The sequence below is a fragment of the Alcanivorax sp. REN37 genome, from assembly GCF_041102775.1.
GTDB lineage: Bacteria > Pseudomonadota > Gammaproteobacteria > Pseudomonadales > Alcanivoracaceae > Isoalcanivorax > Isoalcanivorax beigongshangi.
Window position 1 is genome coordinate 102133 of the sequence record NZ_JBGCUO010000003.1, and the last position, 15490, is coordinate 117622.

Consider the following 15490-nt stretch of genomic DNA (forward strand, 5'->3'; position numbering starts at 1 on the left):
GCCCGGCCTCAGACTTGGTCGGGGGTACGCAGGTTGGTCACCTTGATGCGCTCTTCGCGACGCTCTTCGCGTTGGGCCGGCATCTCAGCCCGGTACACGCCTTGGTCGCCCACTACCCAGGACAACGGCCGGCGTTCTTTGCCGATCGATTCCTGCAGCAGCTGCAGGCCTTGCAGGAAGGCTTCCGGACGCGGCGGGCAACCTGGGATGTAAACATCCACCGGCAGAAACTTGTCGACACCCTGCACCACCGAATAGATGTCGTACATACCGCCGGAGTTGGCACAGGAACCCATGGAAATCACCCATTTCGGTTCCAGCATCTGCTCGTACAAGCGCTGAATCACCGGCGCCATTTTGATGAAGCAAGTACCGGCGATGACCATGAAGTCCGCCTGACGAGGGCTGGCGCGGATCACTTCCGCACCGAAGCGCGCCACGTCGTGAGGCGCAGTGAACGCGGTGGTCATTTCCACGTAGCAGCAAGACAGACCGAAGTTGTACGGCCACAGTGAGTTCTTGCGGCCCCAGTTGACGCTGTTGTGCAGCACGTCCTGGAGCTTGCCGAGATAGATGTTGCGGTGAACCTGCTCTTCCACCGGGTCGCTCACAATGGAGGTCTCGCCGATGGGGTACTGGTCATTGGCAGCGTTCGGGTCGATGCGGGTCAGTTTGTACTGCATCAGTCGTCTCCCTTATTCCTGCTGGTCGGAAGCCCGGCGCTCAGAGCGCGGACGCGGAGCCCAATCCAGCGCACCGATGCGCACCAGATAAATCAGGCCCACCAACAGGAAGGCCACGAACAGGGTCACTTCAATGAAACCGGCCCAGCCGGCTTCGCGGACGGCAGTCGCCCAGGCAAACAGATAAAGAGCCTCCACGTCGAAAATCACGAACAACATGGCGACCAAGTAGAATTTGGCGGAAAAGCGCAGTCGGGCATCACCGAAGGATTCAGCACCGGACTCAAAGGGAAGGTTCTTGGCGCGGCCCCAAGCTTTGCCCCCGAGCAGGGACGAGACGCCGAGCATGAAGGCGCACATGGCAGCAATGCCGAGCAGGAAGACCACAAACGGCCAGATGGAGACGGCTTCGGACATCAATGGATACCCCGGTTACTGACTGGTTCAGGACACCGGGCTGGATCAGGCAACCCGGCGGACACCGGATGCGCGGCGGCCCGATTGGGCCGTGCAGGCGGAGCAGCTCGCCTCGCGGGGAATACGAAAAAGCCGCCACTTGGCGGTCGGAACGTTACTCTCTCCCCTGCACATCCGTCGGCCCCAACCCCCATCAGCGCCTGTTCAGAGCGTGCCGTTGCCGGCCTTTCGATAGGGGTTGCACCGCTTGACGCCGCGGCACTCTGCACCTTTGAGCCCGGAAAGTAAAGTCCTCCTTTGGGCTTGGGCACAGGCTGCGAACGCCATGCTGAACATTATTCATCAACGCCCCGGCGATGCCTACCGGACGGCACTTTATGACAGGCAAAAAAAATGCGAGCACTTGGCTCGCACTTTTTTACAGCATGCAAAAGCAGATCACTCTGCGTCTGCAGCGGCCTCTTGCGGACGCTCAACCAGCTCCATGAAAGCCATCGGAGCATTGTCGCCAGCGCGGAAGCCCATCTTCAGCACGCGGGTGTAACCACCCGGACGCGCTTGGTAACGCGGACCCAGCTCATTGAACAGGATGCCCACGGCTTCCTTGGAGCGGGTACGGGAAAACGCCAGACGGCGGTTGGCGACAGAGTCGACCTTGGCCAGGGTAATCAACGGCTCAATCACGCCGCGCAGCTCTTTGGCTTTCGGCAGCGTGGTCTTGATGGCGCCGTGTTCAATCAGCGACACCGCCATGTTGCGGAACATGGCCTGGCGATGGGCGCTGTTCCGGTTGAATTTTCTACCACTCTTGCGATGACGCATGATTCCGGTTCCTTAAGATTCGGGGCGTCTCACGACGCCCTTTTCAACTGCAGTGTAAATGACGTTAACCGATCAGCGCAGCTTGTGGCTCAGACGTTCGTCGTCGCGCAGGCTTGCCGGCGGCCAGCTCTCCAGACGCATGCCCAGGGACAAGCCCTTGGAAGCAAGTACGTCTTTGATTTCGGTGAGCGACTTCTTGCCCAGGTTCGGCGTCTTCAGCAGCTCTACTTCGGTGCGCTGTACCAGATCACCGATGTAGTAGATGTTCTCCGCCTTGAGGCAATTGGCAGACCGGACCGTCAGCTCCAGATCATCCACCGGACGCAGCAGGATCGGATCAACTTCTTCGCGCTCCTGCTTCGGCTCCGGCTTGCGATCCTGCTCCAGATCGACAAATACGGCGATCTGCTGTTGGAGGATGGTCGCAGCGGAACGGATTGCATCTTCCGGGTCGATGGTCCCGTTTGTTTCCAGATCGATCACCAGTTTGTCCAAGTTGGTGCGCTGCTCTACACGAGCGGCTTCCACCACATAGGACACTCGCAGTACCGGGCTGTAGCTGGCATCCAGCTGCAGGCGGCCAATGCCACGAGTTTCATCGTCGTCACCGAGGCGGGCATCTGCCGCCACGTAACCGCGGCCACGGGTGACCCGCAGTTTCATACGCAGGTCGGTGTCGCCGGTGATGGTGCAGATAACGTGGTCCGGGTTGACAATTTCAACGCTGTGGTCGCGCTGAATGTCGCCGGCCGTCACTACACCGGGGCCTTTCTTACCGAGCTCCAGCGTCACTTCATCGCGCTCGTTCATGCGCAGGGCAACGCCCTTCAGGTTCAGGAGGATGTTGATCACATCTTCCTGAACACCTTCCACAGACGAGTACTCGTGCTGCACACCGTCGATTTCGACTTCGGTGATGGCAGCACCGTGCATGCTGGAGAGCAGAATACGGCGCAGCGCGGTGCCCAAGGTGTGGCCAAAACCGCGCTCGAGCGGCTCCAGCACAACCTTCGCGTGAGTCGGGCTGATCGTGCTGATCGCGATCGAGCGGGGCGTGAGAAAGTCGTTCACTGCGGTCATGGGGCTCCCTCAGGCTATGCTTACTTGGAGTACAGCTCGACGATCAAGTTTTCGTTGATCTCTGCCGGCAGGTCAATGCGCTCCGGCATGGCCTTGTAAGTACCCTCGAACTTGCTTTCGTCCACTTCCAGCCAGGTCATAAAGCCACGCTGCTGGGCCAGTTCCATTGCGCTCTTCACGCGGAGCTGGTTTTTGGACTTTTCGCGCACTGCCACGACATCACCCGGACGCACCTGGAAGGATGCGATGTTCACGGACTGGCCGTTCACGGTGATTGCACGGTGGCTAACCAGCTGGCGTGCTTCTGCGCGGGTAGCGCCAAAGCCCATGCGGTACACCACGTTGTCGAGACGGCCTTCCAGCAGCTGCAGCAGCACTTCGCCGGTGGCGCCTTTGGAACGGGCCGCTTTTTTGTAGTAGCTGCGGAATTGCTTTTCCAGCACGCCGTACATACGACGTACTTTCTGCTTCTCACGCAGCTGCACGCCGTAGTCTGACAGGCGGCTCTGGCGACGGGAGGCAGCTGCCTGACCCGGAGCCTGCTCAGCTTTGCACTTGGAGTCCAGCGGACGGATACCACTCTTCAGGAAGAGGTCGGTACCTTCACGACGGGACAGTTTGCATTTGGGACCAATGTATCGTGCCATCTTCGCTCTATCTCCCGTTACACACGACGTTTCTTGGCCGGACGGCAGCCGTTATGCGGAATCGGGGTAACGTCTGAAATACTGGTGATCTTGTAGCCACATGCGTTCAGAGCACGCACGGAGGACTCACGACCCGGACCCGGGCCTTTGACCCGCACTTCCAGGTTCTTCAAACCGTAGTCCTTGGCCGCGTTGCCAGCGTTCTCCGCTGCAACCTGCGCCGCGAACGGGGTGCTCTTGCGCGAGCCGCGGAAGCCTGCACCACCGGAAGTGGCCCAGGACAACACGTTCCCCTGACGGTCAGAGATGGTGATGATGGTGTTGTTGAAGGATGCGTGCACGTGCGCGATGCCGTCCGCAACCGTCCGACTCACCTTCTTGCGACGAACGCCGCTGTCTTTCTTTGACTTTGCCATGTCTTAGCCCGAATCAGAGTTTACTTGCGGATCGGCTTGCGCGGCCCTTTACGGGTGCGAGCGTTGGTCTTGGTGCGCTGGCCACGCAGCGGCAGGCTGCGGCGGTGGCGAATGCCGCGGTAGCACCCCATGTCCATCAAACGCTTGATGTTCATGCTCACTTCACGGCGCAGATCACCTTCTACGGTGAACTTGGCCACTTCGCCCCGGATCAGATCGAGCTGCTCTTCGCTGAGTTCGCGCACTTTGGTGGTGGGCGCAACACCCACGGCCTCGCAGATTTTCTGCGCCGTGGTGCGACCGATCCCGTAGACATAGGTCAACGAGATGACAGTGTGCTTGTTATCCGGGATGTTGACGCCTGCAATACGGGCCATCCAAATTTCTCCGCTTAACGCAATATTTCATGCCGGCCTGGCTGACCCGGGCCTCAAAAGGGGCCGCATAGTACAGCCGGGCCGGCAATTTTTCAACTTAACGTCGGTGAGATCGAAAAATCGATCAGCCCTGACGCTGCTTGTGGCGTGGCTCGGCGCTGCAGATCACCATCACCCGCCCTTTGCGGCGGACGATTTTGCAGTTACGGCACACTTTTTTAACAGAAGCCTGGACCTTCATTGCTTTGCCTCGCTGTGACTACGCTTGCTACGACGCTTTAGCGCACCAGGCCGGTGCCGCCATAGCCTTTCAGATTCGCTTTCTTCATCAGCTTTTCGTACTGGGTGGACATCAGTTGGGCGTTAACCTGGGCCCAGAAGTCCATGACCACCACCACTACGATCAGCAGGGACGTACCACCCAACTGGAAGGGGACGTTCCACATGCCCTGCAGGAACAGCGGCAGCAAACACACCGCGCTCATGTAGGCTGCCCCGATCAGGGTCAGACGGCCCATCACGGTGTCGATGTAGCGTGCAGTCTGCTCACCCGGCCGAATCCCCGGTACGTATGCGCCGGATTTCTTCAAGTTCTCGGCCACGTCTTTCGGGTTGAACATCAACGCCGCGTAGAAGTAACAGAAGAACACGATGCCCAAGGTGAACAGCAACAGGTACAGCGGCGAGCCCGGGTTCAGGGCATCGGTCACGACCCGCATGCTGCTTGCCCACCAGCTGTCGGACTCGCCAGCAAACCACTGACTGATGGAGGCCGGGAACAGCAGGATGGAGCTGGCAAAAATAGCCGGGATTACGCCCGCCATATTCACTTTCAGCGGCAGGTGGCTGCTTTGCGGCGCACCGTAGCCGTGGCGCCCCTGCTGGCGTCGCGCGTAGTTCACCGTAATACGGCGCTGGCCGCGCTCGAAGAACACCACAGCGAACACCACAGCAATCGCAATCACCATCACCAGCAACATGACCAACGGATTGAGCTGGTCATGCCGACTGGCTTCGAAGGTCTGCGCCACCGCGCTGGGCAACCCGGCCACGATACCGGCAAAAATCAGCATCGAAATGCCGTTGCCAATGCCGCGCTCGGTGATCTGCTCACCCAACCACATCAGGAATACACTGCCGGTAACCAGGGACGTGACGGCGACGAAGTAGAACGACATCACATCAGCGCTGGTGGGAACCGCCGGCAACAACGCCACATTCTGGCTGTACAGGCCCGCCGCGACACCGAACGACTGGATAATAGCCAGCGCGACAGTGAGGTAACGGGTGTACTGGGTCAGCTTACGCCGCCCCTGCTCGCCCTCTTTGCGCAATTGTTCCAGGGTGGGATGCACCGCGGACAACAGCTGGATGACGATGGAGGCGGTGATGTAAGGCATCACCCCCAGCGCAAAAATACTCATGCGCTCCAGTGCACCACCGGAGAACATGTTGAACATGGCCAGAACAGTTTCGCGGTTGCTATCAAACAAGCGCGCCATCGCGTCCGGGTTGATCCCCGGGACCGGGATGTGCGCGCCAATGCGAAACACCACGAGGGCGCCGAGCAGGAAACCAATGCGCCGCCACAGTCCCCGCAGGGCGGACCCGTCGGGGGTATTCTGGCTCAATGTCTGTGCACGGTTTTTGGCCATGTCAGTCGCCTAATCAGTCTTCGACTTTGCCGCCGGCCTGTTCAATGGCTTCGCGGGCACCACGGGTCATCGCCACACCGCGGACAGTCACCGCGCGGCCGATTTCACCGCTCAGGACGATCTTCGCGCGGGTCATGTCACGACGAACCACGTTGGCAGCCTTCAGGCTGTCCAGGTCCACCACATCACCGTCAACCTTCGCCAGTTCGGACAGACGCACCTCAGCGGTGGTCATGGCCTTACGGGAGGTGAAGCCGAATTTGGGCAGACGACGCTGCAGCGGCATTTGACCGCCTTCAAATCCAGGCTTAACAGTGCCGCCGGAGCGGGACGTCTGACCTTTGTGACCACGGCCGGCAGTCTTGCCCAAGCCGCTACCAATACCACGACCGAGACGCTTGCCGGACGGACGTGAACCTTCAGCCGGAGCCAATTCGTTCAAGCGCATCGTTATTCTCCTTCAACCTGAACCATGTACGAGACTTTGTTGATCATGCCACGTACAGCAGGGGTATCTTCCACTTCAACGGTGTGGCCGATACGACGCAGGCCGAGGCCCCGCACGCAGGCCTTGTGCTTTTCAAGCCGGCCGTTGGTGCTCTTGGTCAGGGTTACCTTGATCATATTCGCAGCCATTTTTCTGCTTCCGCTCAAATGCAGGCTTAGTTCAGAATTTCTTCGACGGTCTTACCACGCTTCGCTGCAACCTGCTCAGCAGAAGACATGGCCCGCAGACCTTCGAAAGTCGCGCGCACGACGTTCACCGGATTGGTGGAGCCGTAGCACTTGGCCAGCACGTTCTGCACGCCCGCAACTTCCAGCACGGCACGCATCGCGCCACCGGCGATCACACCGGTACCTTCAGAGGCCGGCTGCATGTAGACCTTGGAGGCACCGTGGCCTGCCTTGATCGGGTGCTGGATGGTGGTACCGGACAGATCCACTTGGATCATGTTACGGCGCGCTGCTTCCAGAGCTTTCTGGATTGCAGCCGGCACTTCGCGCGCTTTACCGCGACCGAAGCCCACTTTACCTTTGCCATCGCCGACCACGGTCAGGGCGGTGAAAGCAAAGATGCGGCCGCCTTTAACCACTTTGGCAACGCGGTTCACTTGAACCAGCTTTTCCACCAGACCTTCGTTGGGATCAACCTTCGCCATAACCTGTACCCTTAGAATTCAAGCCCGTTTTCGCGTGCAGCGTCGGCCAGTGCCTTGACGCGGCCATGGTATTTGAAGCCGGAGCGGTCAAATGCAACCCGCTCCACGCCGGCGGCCTTGGCGCGCTCAGCGATCAGCTTGCCCACGGAAACCGCTGCATCAGCGTTGCCGGTGGCTGCACCACGCAGGTCTTTTTCCAGGGTCGAGGCAGTGGCCAAGACCTGATCACCTGCAGCAGTGGTCACCTGTGCATAGATGTGTTGCGGAGTGCGGTGGACGCACAGACGGTACACACCCAGTTCACGGATCTTCATCCGGGTACGCAGCGCGCGGCGCTGGCGTGCAACTTTTTTGTCTTTCATGACTTCAGTCTCACCGGTTATTTCTTCTTGGCTTCTTTGCGACGCACGTTCTCACCGGCGTAACGCACACCCTTGCCCTTGTAGGGCTCCGGCGGACGGTAACCGCGGACGTTGGCCGCAACCTGGCCAATCAGCTGCTTGTCGATGCCGCGCAGCACAATTTCAGTCTGGCTCGGGGTCTCAACCGACACCCCTTCCGGCATCTCGTAGGCCACCGGATGGGAGAAGCCAAGGGACAGGTTCAGCACCTTACCCTGCGCCTGGGCGCGATAGCCTACACCGACCAGCTCGAGCTTGCGCTCAAAACCTTCAGAAACACCGACCACAATGTTGTTCAGCAGCGAGCGGGTGGTACCCGCGAGCGCCCACGCGGCCTGGCTTTCAGCGGCCGGACGTACTTTCAGCACGCCCTCTTCCACTTCAACTGACACCAGTTCGTGCAGGGTGTGCTCCAGCGAGCCCTTGCTGCCCTTGATGGCCACCAGCTGACCGTCGATCTTAACTTCGACGCCCTGCGGCAGTTTTACCGGATTCTTCGCAATACGTGACATTCTGCACCTAGCCTTTATGCCGCTACGGTCAGGACACTTCGCAGACCAGCTCGCCGCCAACGTTGGCCTTGCGCGCTGCGCGATCCGTCATAAAACCCTGGTTGGTGGATACGATCATGACGCCCAGACCGCCCTTCACCTTGGGAATTTCGTTCGCCGCGCGGTATACGCGCAGGCCGGGGGTACTGACCCGCTTGATGGTGTCGATCACCGGGCGGCCTTCATAGTACTTCAGCTCGATGGTCAGAACCGGCTTGGCTTCTTCGCCGCCGACCTGATATCCAGCAACATAACCCTCGTCCTGCAGAACCTTGGCAATCGCCACCTTCTGGGTGGAAGAAGGGATATCCACCTTCGCCTTCTTGGCCATCTGCGCGTTGCGGATACGGGTGAACATATCCGCCAGGGTGTCTTGCATGCTCATGCTGCTCTCGCTCCGCTCTTACGCCTTTGCAGGCTGCTTACCAGCTGGATTTCACCAGGCCCGGCACGTCACCGCGCATGGCCGCTTCCCGCAATTTGTTACGACCCAGGCCGAACTTGCGGTACACACCGTGCGGGCGACCGGTGATCCGGCAGCGATTACGCTGACGGGTCCGGGCTGAATCGCGCGGCAGCTTTTGCAGCTGGATTTGCGCGTCCCACTTGGCTTCTGCATCAGCATTGGGATCACGAATAATTTCTTTGAGTTCAGCGCGCTTGACAGCAAATTTTGCTACCAGCTTGGCGCGCTTCTGCTCACGGTTGATCATGGAAACCTTGGCCATAACTCGCCTCTCTTAACCTTTCATCGGCAGGTTGAAGGCACGCAGCAGTGCGCGGGCTTCGTCATCCGTTTTTGCCGTGGTGGTGATGGTGATATCCAGACCACGCAGCTTGTCGACCTTGTCGTATTCCACTTCCGGGAACACGATCTGCTCGCGCAGACCCATGGAGTAGTTGCCGCGACCATCAAAGGACTTGGCACTCAGACCACGGAAGTCACGAACGCGCGGCAGCGCCACGTCAATCAGACGGGTCATGAAGTCGTACATGCGCTCGCCACGCAGGGTGACTTTGCACCCGATCGGCCAGCCTTCACGGATCTTGAAGCCAGCAACGGACTTGCGCGCGTTGCAGACAACCGGCTTCTGGCCGGAGATCGCGGTCATGTCAGACAGTGCACCGTCCAGGATCTTGCGATCCTGAGCTGCCTCACCCACACCCATGTTGAGGGTGATTTTGGTAATGCGCGGCACTTCCATGACGTTCTTGTAGCCGAACTCTTCTACCAGCTTCGGCACGATTTCGTTACGGTACTGTTCTTTCAGGGAGCTCATCTTCACCAAACCTCTCAGGCGCCCAGCGCTTGGCCGTTCGATTTGAAGACACGCACTTTCTTGCCGTCTTCCTCGACACGGAAGCCAATGCGGTCCGCTTTCTGCGACGCCGGGTTCCAGATCGCCACGTTGGAGTGGTGAATGCTGGCTTCCTTCTCGACGATGCCACCCTGGATACCGCGTTGCGGGTTCGGGCGCGTGTGCTTCTTGATAATATTCACGCCGGACACAATGAGGCGGCCGTTGGCGAGCACTTTGCTGACCTTGCCACGCTTACCCTTGTCTTTGCCGGCGATTACGATGACTTCGTCATCTCGCTTGATCTTAAGCATTACCTTCACCCGCCTTTACAGAACTTCAGGTGCCAGGGAAATGATCTTCATGAACTGCTCAGTACGCAGTTCCCGGGTCACCGGGCCGAAGATCCGGGTGCCGATCGGTGCCTTGTTGTTGTTCAACAGGACCGCGGCATTTTCGTCGAAACGAATGATGGAGCCGTCTGGACGACGCACACCCTTGCGGGTACGCACCACCACCGCCGTCATCACGTCGCCCTTCTTAACACGGGCGCGTGGGATGGCTTCTTTGACGGTCACCTTGATGATGTCACCGATGCCAGCGTAGCGGCGGTGTGAGCCACCCAGGACCTTGATGCACTGAACCCGGCGCGCCCCGCTGTTATCGGCGACTTCCAGCATGCTTTCGGTCTGAATCATTGCTTATCTCTCCAATTCCTGCCCGTGCAGGCAGACTCAGCAGGTCCAGGTCAGGCGTCGATCGCCTGTCTTACTACGCTGACCAGTTTCCAGCTCTTGCGCTTGGACAGGGGCCGGCATTCTTCAATGGTCACCAAGTCGCCTTCACGGCACTCATTGGCTTCGTCGTGGGCCAGCAGCTTGGTCGAACGGCGGATGATCTTGCCGTACAGCGGGTGCTGAACCTGACGCTCCACCAGAACGGTGATGGTCTTTTCCGCCTTGATGGAAACCACTTTGCCAGTGGCCGTCCGCTTCGTTTTCAGATTCGCTTCAGCCATGACTTTAGTTACCCTGCTTCTCGTTGAGGATCGTCTTGACCCGAGCGATATCGCGACGTACAGCACGAATATCGTGGGTCTGCGTCAGCTGACCGGAAGCCAGCTTGATCCGCTGTTTGAACTGCTGCTCAAACAGGTTCAGCAGATCCTGTTGCAGCGCCTCAACGCTCTTGTCTCTCAGTTCGCTTGCTTTCATGGCTTACATCACCGTCCTGACCACGACGCGGGTGCTGATCGGCAACTTGGCCGCAGCCAGACGAAATGCCTCGCGGGCTACGTCGTCCGCCACACCTTCCATCTCGTACAGCATCTTGCCGGGCTGCACCTGGGCCACCCAGTACTCGACGCTACCCTTACCTTTACCCATCCGCACTTCCAGGGGCTTTTTACTGATCGGCTTGTCCGGGAACACGCGGATCCAGATTTTGCCACCCCGTTTGACGTGACGGGTCATCGCACGACGCGCGGCTTCGATCTGACGGGCGGTGAGCCGGCCACGACCGGTGGCCTGCAGACCAATGGTCCCGAAGGAAACCTTGCTGCCACGCTGTGCCAGGCCGCGGTTACGGCCCTTCATGACTTTGCGGAATTTAGTACGCTTCGGCTGCAACATCTTTCGCTACCTTTTAGCCACGACCGCCGCGCTTTTTCGGCGCTTTGGTCTGCTTCTCTTCCTGCACGGCCGTCACCTGCTCCATGCCACCGAGGATCTCCCCACGGAAGATCCACACTTTGACACCGATGGTGCCGTAGGTGGTCTCAGCACGCACGTTCGCGTAGTCGATATCGGCGCGCAGGGTGTGCAGCGGCACGCGGCCTTCGCGGTACCACTCAGTACGAGCGATCTCAGCGCCACCAAGGCGCCCTGACACTTGCACCTTGATCCCTTCTGCACCGGCCTTCATGGCGTTCTGCACCGCACGCTTCATGGCGCGGCGGAACATCACACGACGCTCCAGCTGGCCAGCGATGTTGTCAGCCACCAGGCGGGCGTCAACGTCCGGACGACGCACTTCTTCGATGTTGATGTGCACCGGCACACCCATCTTCTCAGCGACATCGCGACGCAGGCGCTCAACGTCTTCGCCTTTTTTGCCGATCACGATGCCCGGGCGCGCCGTGGCAATGGTGATGCGGACGTTTTCGGCAGGACGCTCGATCTTGATCCGGCTTACGGACGCGTTCTTCAGGCGCTTGTGCAGGAACTCACGCACCTCAAGGTCGGTAACCAGATAGTCGGCGTAGTGCTTCGGGCTCGCGTACCACAGGGAGTTGTGCTCCTTGACGATACCGAGGCGAATGCCAACCGGATGAACTTTCTGACCCATCTGATTACTCCTCGCCTTCCGACACTTTGACGGTGATGTGGCAGGTACGCTTGGTGATGCGATCAGCGCGGCCTTTGGCGCGCGGCTTGATCCGCTTCAGCGACATGCCTTCGTCCACGAAGATGGTGGACACTTTCAGCTCATCCACGTCAGCGCCTTCGTTGTTCTCCGCGTTGGCGATTGCGGATTCCAGAACTTTCTTAATGATCTCAGCTGCCTTCTTCGGGCTGAACGCGAGCAGGTTGAGTGCCTGCTCCACTTTCATCCCACGCACCTGGTCTGCAACCAGACGCGCCTTCTGAGCTGAGATTCGTGCCCCGCGAAGGCGGGCTGCAACTTCAGTCGCCATGCTCAAACCCACCCTTACCGCTTGGCCTTCTTGTCCACAATGTGCCCGCGGAAGTTGCGGGTCAGGGCGAACTCGCCCAGCTTGTGGCCAACCATGTGTTCAGAAACCAGCACCGGCACGTGTTGCTTGCCGTTGTGCACCGCAATCGTCAGGCCCACCATTTCCGGAATGATCATGGAACGGCGCGACCAGGTTTTGATCGGCTTGCGCGAGTTAGCTTCTACCGCTTCTTCCACCTTTTTGAGGAGGTGGTGATCCACGAAAGGACCCTTTTTAAGTGAACGTGGCACAGGCTAATCCTCTATCACTTCGCCCGACGATCGCGAACGATCATCTTGCGGGTACGCTTGTTGGTACGGGTCTTGTGACCCTTGGTCGGAACACCCCACGGGGTTACCGGGTGACGGCCACCGGAGGTACGACCTTCACCACCACCGTGCGGGTGATCCACCGGGTTCATGGCCACACCGCGCACCGTCGGGCGCACACCGCGCCAGCGGACCGCACCGGCCTTACCCAGGGAACGCAGGCTGTGTTCGCTGTTGGACACTTCGCCCAGGGTCGCGCGGCACTCAGCGTGCACCTTCCGCATCTCGCCGGAGCGCAGACGCAGGGTCACGTACTGACCGTCTTTCGCCAGAACCTGAACCGAGGTGCCGGCGGAGCGCGCCAGCTGGCCACCCTTGCCCGGACGCATCTCAACGTTGTGCACGGTGGAACCGAGCGGCACGTTGCGCAGCGGCAGGCAGTTGCCCGGCTTGATGGACGCGTCCTGGCCGGAGCGCAGCACGTCACCCGCCTTCACACCTTTCGGCGCCAGGATGTAACGACGCTCACCATCGGCGTACTTGAGCAGCGCAATGTTGGCAGAGCGGTTCGGGTCATACTCGAGGCGCTCAACCACTGCATTGATGCCGTCTTTGTTACGACGGAAATCAATGATGCGGTACTTCTGCTTGTGACCACCGCCATGGTGACGCACGGTGGTACGGCCGTTGTTGTTACGACCACCAGATTTGACTTTGCTTTCGGTCAGCGGTCCGTACGGTGCACCTTTGTGCAGATCCGGATTGACCACCTTGACCACAAAGCGGCGGCCAGGAGAAGTCGGCTTACACTTTACGATCGCCATGATTGATTACCCCTGCTCCGCCAGAAAATCGATATCCTGACCGTCCTGCAAAGAGACATACGCCTTTTTCCAGTCAGACCGCTTACCTTGGATGCGGCCGAACACTTTGCGCTTGCCCTTTACGGTCGTGGTCTGGACGCCTTCGACCTTCACGTTGAAGAGCTGCTCGACGGCCTTCTTGATTTCAAGCTTGGTCGCGTCGCGAGCTACTTTAAACACCACCTGATTGCTCTTTTCGGCAACCACGCTGGCTTTTTCAGAAATCACCGGTGCCAGCAGCACCTTGAAGATACGCTCCTGGTTCATGCCAGCGCCTCCTCAAGCTTTTTCAGCGCCGGCACAGTCACCAGCACCTTTTCAAAAGCGATCAGGCTGACCGGATCGATGCCAGCAGCATCGCGCACATCAACGTGCGGCAGGTTGCGCGCCGCGAGGAACAGGTTTTCACCCACTTCTTCGGTCACAATCAGCACATTGGTCAGATCCAGCGCCTTCAGTTTTTCCGCCAGCGCTTTGGTCTTCGGCGTATCGACGGGGAAATCATCCACCACCACCAGACGCTCCTGACGCACCAGCTCGGAGAAGATGCACTGCAGCGCACCGCGGTACATTTTGCGGTTCACCTTCTGCTCGTAATCACGCGGCTTAGCAGCAAAGGTCACGCCGCCACCACGCCAGATCGGGCTACGGATAGAGCCGGCGCGGGCACGACCGGTGCCCTTCTGACGCCACGGCTTCTTGCCGCCACCGCTTACTTCTGAACGGGTCTTCTGTGCCTTTGAGCCCTGGCGACCGGCTGCCATGTAGGCAACGACCACTTGGTGCACGAGCGGCTCATTGAAGTCGCGACCGAACGCCACTTCTGACACAGAAACAGTTCCTCCAGAGGCAGTATTGAGATTCATCCTCTATATCCTCTCTCAGGCCTTCGCTTTCACGGCCGGACGCACGATGACGTCTGCACCCGTTGCACCAGGGACTGCGCCTTTGACCAGCAGCAGGTTCTTCTCGGCGTCCACACGCACGACTTCCAGGTTCTGGACAGTGACGCGCTCGGCACCCATGTGACCGGCCATCTTCTTGCCCTTGAACACTTTACCGGGGCTCTGGTTTTGACCAATGGAACCCGGCACGCGGTGGGACAGGGAGTTACCGTGGGTAGCATCCTGACCGCTGAAGTTCCAGCGCTTGATGGTGCCCTGGAAGCCCTTACCCTTGGACACGCCGGTGACGTCAACCGCCTGGCCTGCCTCAAAGATGTCTACTGCAATGGAAGCGCCCGCCGCCAGCTCACCAGCTGCTGCACGGAACTCCCACACGCCACGACCAGCCTCTACGCCAGCCTTAGCAAAGTGACCAGCCTGCGGAGCAGTAACACGGGACGCACGGCGCTCACCTGCGGTGATCTGCACACCCTCGTAGCCATCCACTTCCACGGTCTTGATCTGGGTTACCCGGTTCGGGGTGACCTCGATAACGGTGACCGGAATGCTGACGCCGTCCTCGGTAAATACCCGAGTCATCCCGCATTTCCGACCGACTACACCAATAGCCATTGTCTACCTCTCACAACCCGCCGCAGCGCAACACTGCGGCATGCCGTTATCCCAGGCTGATCTGCACATCCACGCCAGCCGCCAGGTCCAGCTTCATCAGCGCATCCACGGTCTTATCCGTAGGCTCGACGATGTCCACCAGGCGCTTATGGGTGCGAATCTCGTATTGATCCCGCGCATCTTTGTTCACATGCGGAGAGATCAGTACCGTAAACTTTTCCTTGCGCGTCGGCAGGGGAATCGGCCCCTGGACCTGCGCACCGGTCCGCTTGGCCGTATCGACGATCTCCTGGGCGGACTGATCGATCAGGCGATGATCAAAAGCCTTGAGGCGGATACGGATTCTCTGGTTAGCCATAGCTAACAAACTCCAGACTGTTCGAAACCATTCTTGAGATGGCAAAAAACCCGCCCAACTCTCCGCGGAGAGTGGTGGGTAGCAAATCAGTCCCGGGAACGATGCCCCGGTTGGTCCTCGCCCCGCGTATTACTACGGGGAGGGCGCGAACTATACAGAAAACAAAAAGAGGGGACAAGCCCCTCTTTTCGACTTCTGCATTTAGGCGATGATCTTCGCCACAACGCCGGCGCCAACGGTAC

At 59.3% G+C, this 15490-nt stretch carries 30 protein-coding genes; all 30 read right to left on the reverse strand.

Annotated elements, in window-relative coordinates; genetic code table 11:
• Positions 1-8 precede the first annotated feature (8 nt).
• A complete protein-coding gene (locus tag AB5I84_RS13435; protein ID WP_369456431.1) occupies positions 9-683 on the reverse strand; it encodes a NuoB/complex I 20 kDa subunit family protein in 675 nt (224 codons plus the stop codon).
• A gap of 12 nt (positions 684-695) precedes the next feature.
• Positions 696-1100: an NADH-quinone oxidoreductase subunit A gene (locus AB5I84_RS13440; protein WP_369456432.1), complete on the reverse strand. Its 405-nt coding sequence runs from the start codon at positions 1098-1100 to the stop codon at positions 696-698.
• A 438-nt stretch (positions 1101-1538) separates the two neighbouring features.
• Entirely contained in the window at positions 1539-1922 is a 384-nt protein-coding gene (gene rplQ / locus AB5I84_RS13445; RefSeq protein WP_369456433.1) for a 50S ribosomal protein L17, read from the reverse strand.
• 72 nt (positions 1923-1994) lie between these two features.
• Entirely contained in the window at positions 1995-3002 is a 1008-nt protein-coding gene (locus AB5I84_RS13450) for a DNA-directed RNA polymerase subunit alpha (RefSeq protein WP_369456434.1), read from the reverse strand.
• A gap of 20 nt (positions 3003-3022) precedes the next feature.
• Positions 3023-3649, reverse strand: coding sequence for a 30S ribosomal protein S4 (gene rpsD, locus AB5I84_RS13455; RefSeq protein ID WP_369456435.1), 627 nt, complete (start codon positions 3647-3649; stop codon positions 3023-3025).
• Between the two features lie 17 nt (positions 3650-3666).
• A complete protein-coding gene (gene rpsK, locus AB5I84_RS13460; RefSeq protein WP_369456436.1) occupies positions 3667-4065 on the reverse strand; it encodes a 30S ribosomal protein S11 in 399 nt (132 codons plus the stop codon).
• A 20-nt stretch (positions 4066-4085) separates the two neighbouring features.
• A complete protein-coding gene (gene rpsM, locus AB5I84_RS13465) occupies positions 4086-4442 on the reverse strand; it encodes a 30S ribosomal protein S13 (RefSeq protein WP_369456437.1) in 357 nt (118 codons plus the stop codon).
• A 124-nt stretch (positions 4443-4566) separates the two neighbouring features.
• The gene (gene rpmJ / locus AB5I84_RS13470; protein WP_008740001.1) at positions 4567-4683 is read right to left on the reverse strand and encodes a 50S ribosomal protein L36; all 117 of its coding nucleotides are present in this window, start codon (positions 4681-4683) and stop codon (positions 4567-4569) included.
• A gap of 37 nt (positions 4684-4720) precedes the next feature.
• Positions 4721-6097 (reverse strand): preprotein translocase subunit SecY, encoded by a 1377-nt coding sequence (gene secY, locus AB5I84_RS13475; RefSeq protein WP_369456438.1) that lies wholly within the window; start codon positions 6095-6097, stop codon positions 4721-4723.
• 13 nt (positions 6098-6110) lie between these two features.
• Positions 6111-6545: a 50S ribosomal protein L15 gene (gene rplO / locus AB5I84_RS13480; protein WP_369456439.1), complete on the reverse strand. Its 435-nt coding sequence runs from the start codon at positions 6543-6545 to the stop codon at positions 6111-6113.
• Positions 6546-6547: 2 nt separating this feature from the next.
• Entirely contained in the window at positions 6548-6733 is a 186-nt protein-coding gene (gene rpmD, locus AB5I84_RS13485) for a 50S ribosomal protein L30 (protein ID WP_369456440.1), read from the reverse strand.
• 26 nt (positions 6734-6759) lie between these two features.
• Positions 6760-7257, reverse strand: a complete 498-nt coding sequence (rpsE, locus tag AB5I84_RS13490) for a 30S ribosomal protein S5 (RefSeq protein ID WP_369456441.1) — start codon at positions 7255-7257, stop codon at positions 6760-6762.
• 11 nt (positions 7258-7268) lie between these two features.
• A complete protein-coding gene (gene rplR, locus AB5I84_RS13495; protein ID WP_369456442.1) occupies positions 7269-7619 on the reverse strand; it encodes a 50S ribosomal protein L18 in 351 nt (116 codons plus the stop codon).
• A 17-nt stretch (positions 7620-7636) separates the two neighbouring features.
• Positions 7637-8170, reverse strand: coding sequence for a 50S ribosomal protein L6 (gene rplF, locus AB5I84_RS13500; protein ID WP_369456443.1), 534 nt, complete (start codon positions 8168-8170; stop codon positions 7637-7639).
• A gap of 28 nt (positions 8171-8198) precedes the next feature.
• Positions 8199-8594 (reverse strand): 30S ribosomal protein S8, encoded by a 396-nt coding sequence (gene rpsH / locus AB5I84_RS13505; RefSeq protein ID WP_369456444.1) that lies wholly within the window; start codon positions 8592-8594, stop codon positions 8199-8201.
• 37 nt (positions 8595-8631) lie between these two features.
• Complete coding sequence (rpsN, locus tag AB5I84_RS13510) at positions 8632-8937, reverse strand: 30S ribosomal protein S14 (protein WP_369456445.1); 306 nt, start codon at positions 8935-8937, stop codon at positions 8632-8634.
• Positions 8938-8949: 12 nt separating this feature from the next.
• Positions 8950-9489: a 50S ribosomal protein L5 gene (gene rplE, locus AB5I84_RS13515; RefSeq protein ID WP_369456446.1), complete on the reverse strand. Its 540-nt coding sequence runs from the start codon at positions 9487-9489 to the stop codon at positions 8950-8952.
• 14 nt (positions 9490-9503) lie between these two features.
• Positions 9504-9821, reverse strand: a complete 318-nt coding sequence (gene rplX, locus AB5I84_RS13520) for a 50S ribosomal protein L24 (RefSeq protein ID WP_369456447.1) — start codon at positions 9819-9821, stop codon at positions 9504-9506.
• A 15-nt stretch (positions 9822-9836) separates the two neighbouring features.
• Positions 9837-10205: a 50S ribosomal protein L14 gene (gene rplN, locus AB5I84_RS13525; RefSeq protein ID WP_369456448.1), complete on the reverse strand. Its 369-nt coding sequence runs from the start codon at positions 10203-10205 to the stop codon at positions 9837-9839.
• A 50-nt stretch (positions 10206-10255) separates the two neighbouring features.
• The gene (gene rpsQ, locus AB5I84_RS13530) at positions 10256-10525 is read right to left on the reverse strand and encodes a 30S ribosomal protein S17 (protein WP_369456449.1); all 270 of its coding nucleotides are present in this window, start codon (positions 10523-10525) and stop codon (positions 10256-10258) included.
• 4 nt (positions 10526-10529) lie between these two features.
• Positions 10530-10721 carry a 50S ribosomal protein L29 gene (rpmC, locus tag AB5I84_RS13535; RefSeq protein WP_369456450.1) on the reverse strand — a complete coding sequence of 64 codons (192 nt, stop codon included), beginning with the start codon at positions 10719-10721 and terminating at the stop codon, positions 10530-10532.
• 3 nt (positions 10722-10724) lie between these two features.
• The gene (gene rplP, locus AB5I84_RS13540) at positions 10725-11138 is read right to left on the reverse strand and encodes a 50S ribosomal protein L16 (protein WP_369456451.1); all 414 of its coding nucleotides are present in this window, start codon (positions 11136-11138) and stop codon (positions 10725-10727) included.
• 13 nt (positions 11139-11151) lie between these two features.
• Positions 11152-11853, reverse strand: coding sequence for a 30S ribosomal protein S3 (gene rpsC / locus AB5I84_RS13545; RefSeq protein WP_369456452.1), 702 nt, complete (start codon positions 11851-11853; stop codon positions 11152-11154).
• Positions 11854-11857: 4 nt separating this feature from the next.
• Positions 11858-12202, reverse strand: a complete 345-nt coding sequence (gene rplV / locus AB5I84_RS13550) for a 50S ribosomal protein L22 (protein WP_369456453.1) — start codon at positions 12200-12202, stop codon at positions 11858-11860.
• Between the two features lie 14 nt (positions 12203-12216).
• On the reverse strand, positions 12217-12492 hold the full coding sequence (gene rpsS, locus AB5I84_RS13555) for a 30S ribosomal protein S19 (RefSeq protein WP_369456454.1): 276 nt from the start codon (positions 12490-12492) through the stop codon (positions 12217-12219).
• Positions 12493-12506: 14 nt separating this feature from the next.
• On the reverse strand, positions 12507-13334 hold the full coding sequence (gene rplB / locus AB5I84_RS13560) for a 50S ribosomal protein L2 (protein WP_369456455.1): 828 nt from the start codon (positions 13332-13334) through the stop codon (positions 12507-12509).
• 6 nt (positions 13335-13340) lie between these two features.
• Entirely contained in the window at positions 13341-13640 is a 300-nt protein-coding gene (rplW, locus tag AB5I84_RS13565; protein WP_369456456.1) for a 50S ribosomal protein L23, read from the reverse strand.
• Positions 13637-14239: a 50S ribosomal protein L4 gene (rplD, locus tag AB5I84_RS13570; protein ID WP_369456457.1), complete on the reverse strand. Its 603-nt coding sequence runs from the start codon at positions 14237-14239 to the stop codon at positions 13637-13639. The genes rplW and rplD overlap by 4 nt, the downstream gene beginning before the upstream one ends.
• A 15-nt stretch (positions 14240-14254) precedes the next feature.
• Positions 14255-14890 carry a 50S ribosomal protein L3 gene (gene rplC, locus AB5I84_RS13575; RefSeq protein WP_369456458.1) on the reverse strand — a complete coding sequence of 212 codons (636 nt, stop codon included), beginning with the start codon at positions 14888-14890 and terminating at the stop codon, positions 14255-14257.
• Between the two features lie 46 nt (positions 14891-14936).
• Positions 14937-15248 carry a 30S ribosomal protein S10 gene (gene rpsJ / locus AB5I84_RS13580; RefSeq protein ID WP_369456459.1) on the reverse strand — a complete coding sequence of 104 codons (312 nt, stop codon included), beginning with the start codon at positions 15246-15248 and terminating at the stop codon, positions 14937-14939.
• Positions 15249-15490: the final 242 nt, after the last annotated feature.

Coding starts and splice junctions, on each gene's coding strand:
- rpsQ (WP_369456449.1), bottom strand. CDS start 10,525: ATGGCTGAAGCGAATCTGAAAACGAAGCGGACGGCCACTGGCAAAGTG.
- rpmD (WP_369456440.1), bottom strand. CDS start 6,733: ATGGCTGCGAATATGATCAAGGTAACCCTGACCAAGAGCACCAACGGC.
- rpmJ (WP_008740001.1), bottom strand. CDS start 4,683: ATGAAGGTCCAGGCTTCTGTTAAAAAAGTGTGCCGTAACTGCAAAATC.
- rplF (WP_369456443.1), bottom strand. CDS start 8,170: ATGTCACGTATTGCGAAGAATCCGGTAAAACTGCCGCAGGGCGTCGAA.
- rpsC (WP_369456452.1), bottom strand. CDS start 11,853: ATGGGTCAGAAAGTTCATCCGGTTGGCATTCGCCTCGGTATCGTCAAG.
- rplO (WP_369456439.1), bottom strand. CDS start 6,545: ATGCGCTTGAACGAATTGGCTCCGGCTGAAGGTTCACGTCCGTCCGGC.
- rplP (WP_369456451.1), bottom strand. CDS start 11,138: ATGTTGCAGCCGAAGCGTACTAAATTCCGCAAAGTCATGAAGGGCCGT.
- AB5I84_RS13435 (WP_369456431.1), bottom strand. CDS start 683: ATGCAGTACAAACTGACCCGCATCGACCCGAACGCTGCCAATGACCAG.
- rpsN (WP_369456445.1), bottom strand. CDS start 8,937: ATGGCCAAGGTTTCCATGATCAACCGTGAGCAGAAGCGCGCCAAGCTG.
- rplB (WP_369456455.1), bottom strand. CDS start 13,334: ATGGCGATCGTAAAGTGTAAGCCGACTTCTCCTGGCCGCCGCTTTGTG.
- rplN (WP_369456448.1), bottom strand. CDS start 10,205: ATGATTCAGACCGAAAGCATGCTGGAAGTCGCCGATAACAGCGGGGCG.
- rpsK (WP_369456436.1), bottom strand. CDS start 4,065: ATGGCAAAGTCAAAGAAAGACAGCGGCGTTCGTCGCAAGAAGGTGAGT.
- rplR (WP_369456442.1), bottom strand. CDS start 7,619: ATGAAAGACAAAAAAGTTGCACGCCAGCGCCGCGCGCTGCGTACCCGG.
- rpsM (WP_369456437.1), bottom strand. CDS start 4,442: ATGGCCCGTATTGCAGGCGTCAACATCCCGGATAACAAGCACACTGTC.
- rplQ (WP_369456433.1), bottom strand. CDS start 1,922: ATGCGTCATCGCAAGAGTGGTAGAAAATTCAACCGGAACAGCGCCCAT.
- AB5I84_RS13440 (WP_369456432.1), bottom strand. CDS start 1,100: ATGTCCGAAGCCGTCTCCATCTGGCCGTTTGTGGTCTTCCTGCTCGGC.
- AB5I84_RS13450 (WP_369456434.1), bottom strand. CDS start 3,002: ATGACCGCAGTGAACGACTTTCTCACGCCCCGCTCGATCGCGATCAGC.
- secY (WP_369456438.1), bottom strand. CDS start 6,097: ATGGCCAAAAACCGTGCACAGACATTGAGCCAGAATACCCCCGACGGG.
- rplW (WP_369456456.1), bottom strand. CDS start 13,640: ATGAACCAGGAGCGTATCTTCAAGGTGCTGCTGGCACCGGTGATTTCT.
- rpmC (WP_369456450.1), bottom strand. CDS start 10,721: ATGAAAGCAAGCGAACTGAGAGACAAGAGCGTTGAGGCGCTGCAACAG.
- rpsE (WP_369456441.1), bottom strand. CDS start 7,257: ATGGCGAAGGTTGATCCCAACGAAGGTCTGGTGGAAAAGCTGGTTCAA.
- rplC (WP_369456458.1), bottom strand. CDS start 14,890: ATGGCTATTGGTGTAGTCGGTCGGAAATGCGGGATGACTCGGGTATTT.
- rplE (WP_369456446.1), bottom strand. CDS start 9,489: ATGAGCTCCCTGAAAGAACAGTACCGTAACGAAATCGTGCCGAAGCTG.
- rplD (WP_369456457.1), bottom strand. CDS start 14,239: ATGAATCTCAATACTGCCTCTGGAGGAACTGTTTCTGTGTCAGAAGTG.
- rpsD (WP_369456435.1), bottom strand. CDS start 3,649: ATGGCACGATACATTGGTCCCAAATGCAAACTGTCCCGTCGTGAAGGT.
- rpsH (WP_369456444.1), bottom strand. CDS start 8,594: ATGAGCATGCAAGACACCCTGGCGGATATGTTCACCCGTATCCGCAAC.
- rplV (WP_369456453.1), bottom strand. CDS start 12,202: ATGGCGACTGAAGTTGCAGCCCGCCTTCGCGGGGCACGAATCTCAGCT.
- rplX (WP_369456447.1), bottom strand. CDS start 9,821: ATGCTTAAGATCAAGCGAGATGACGAAGTCATCGTAATCGCCGGCAAA.
- rpsJ (WP_369456459.1), bottom strand. CDS start 15,248: ATGGCTAACCAGAGAATCCGTATCCGCCTCAAGGCTTTTGATCATCGC.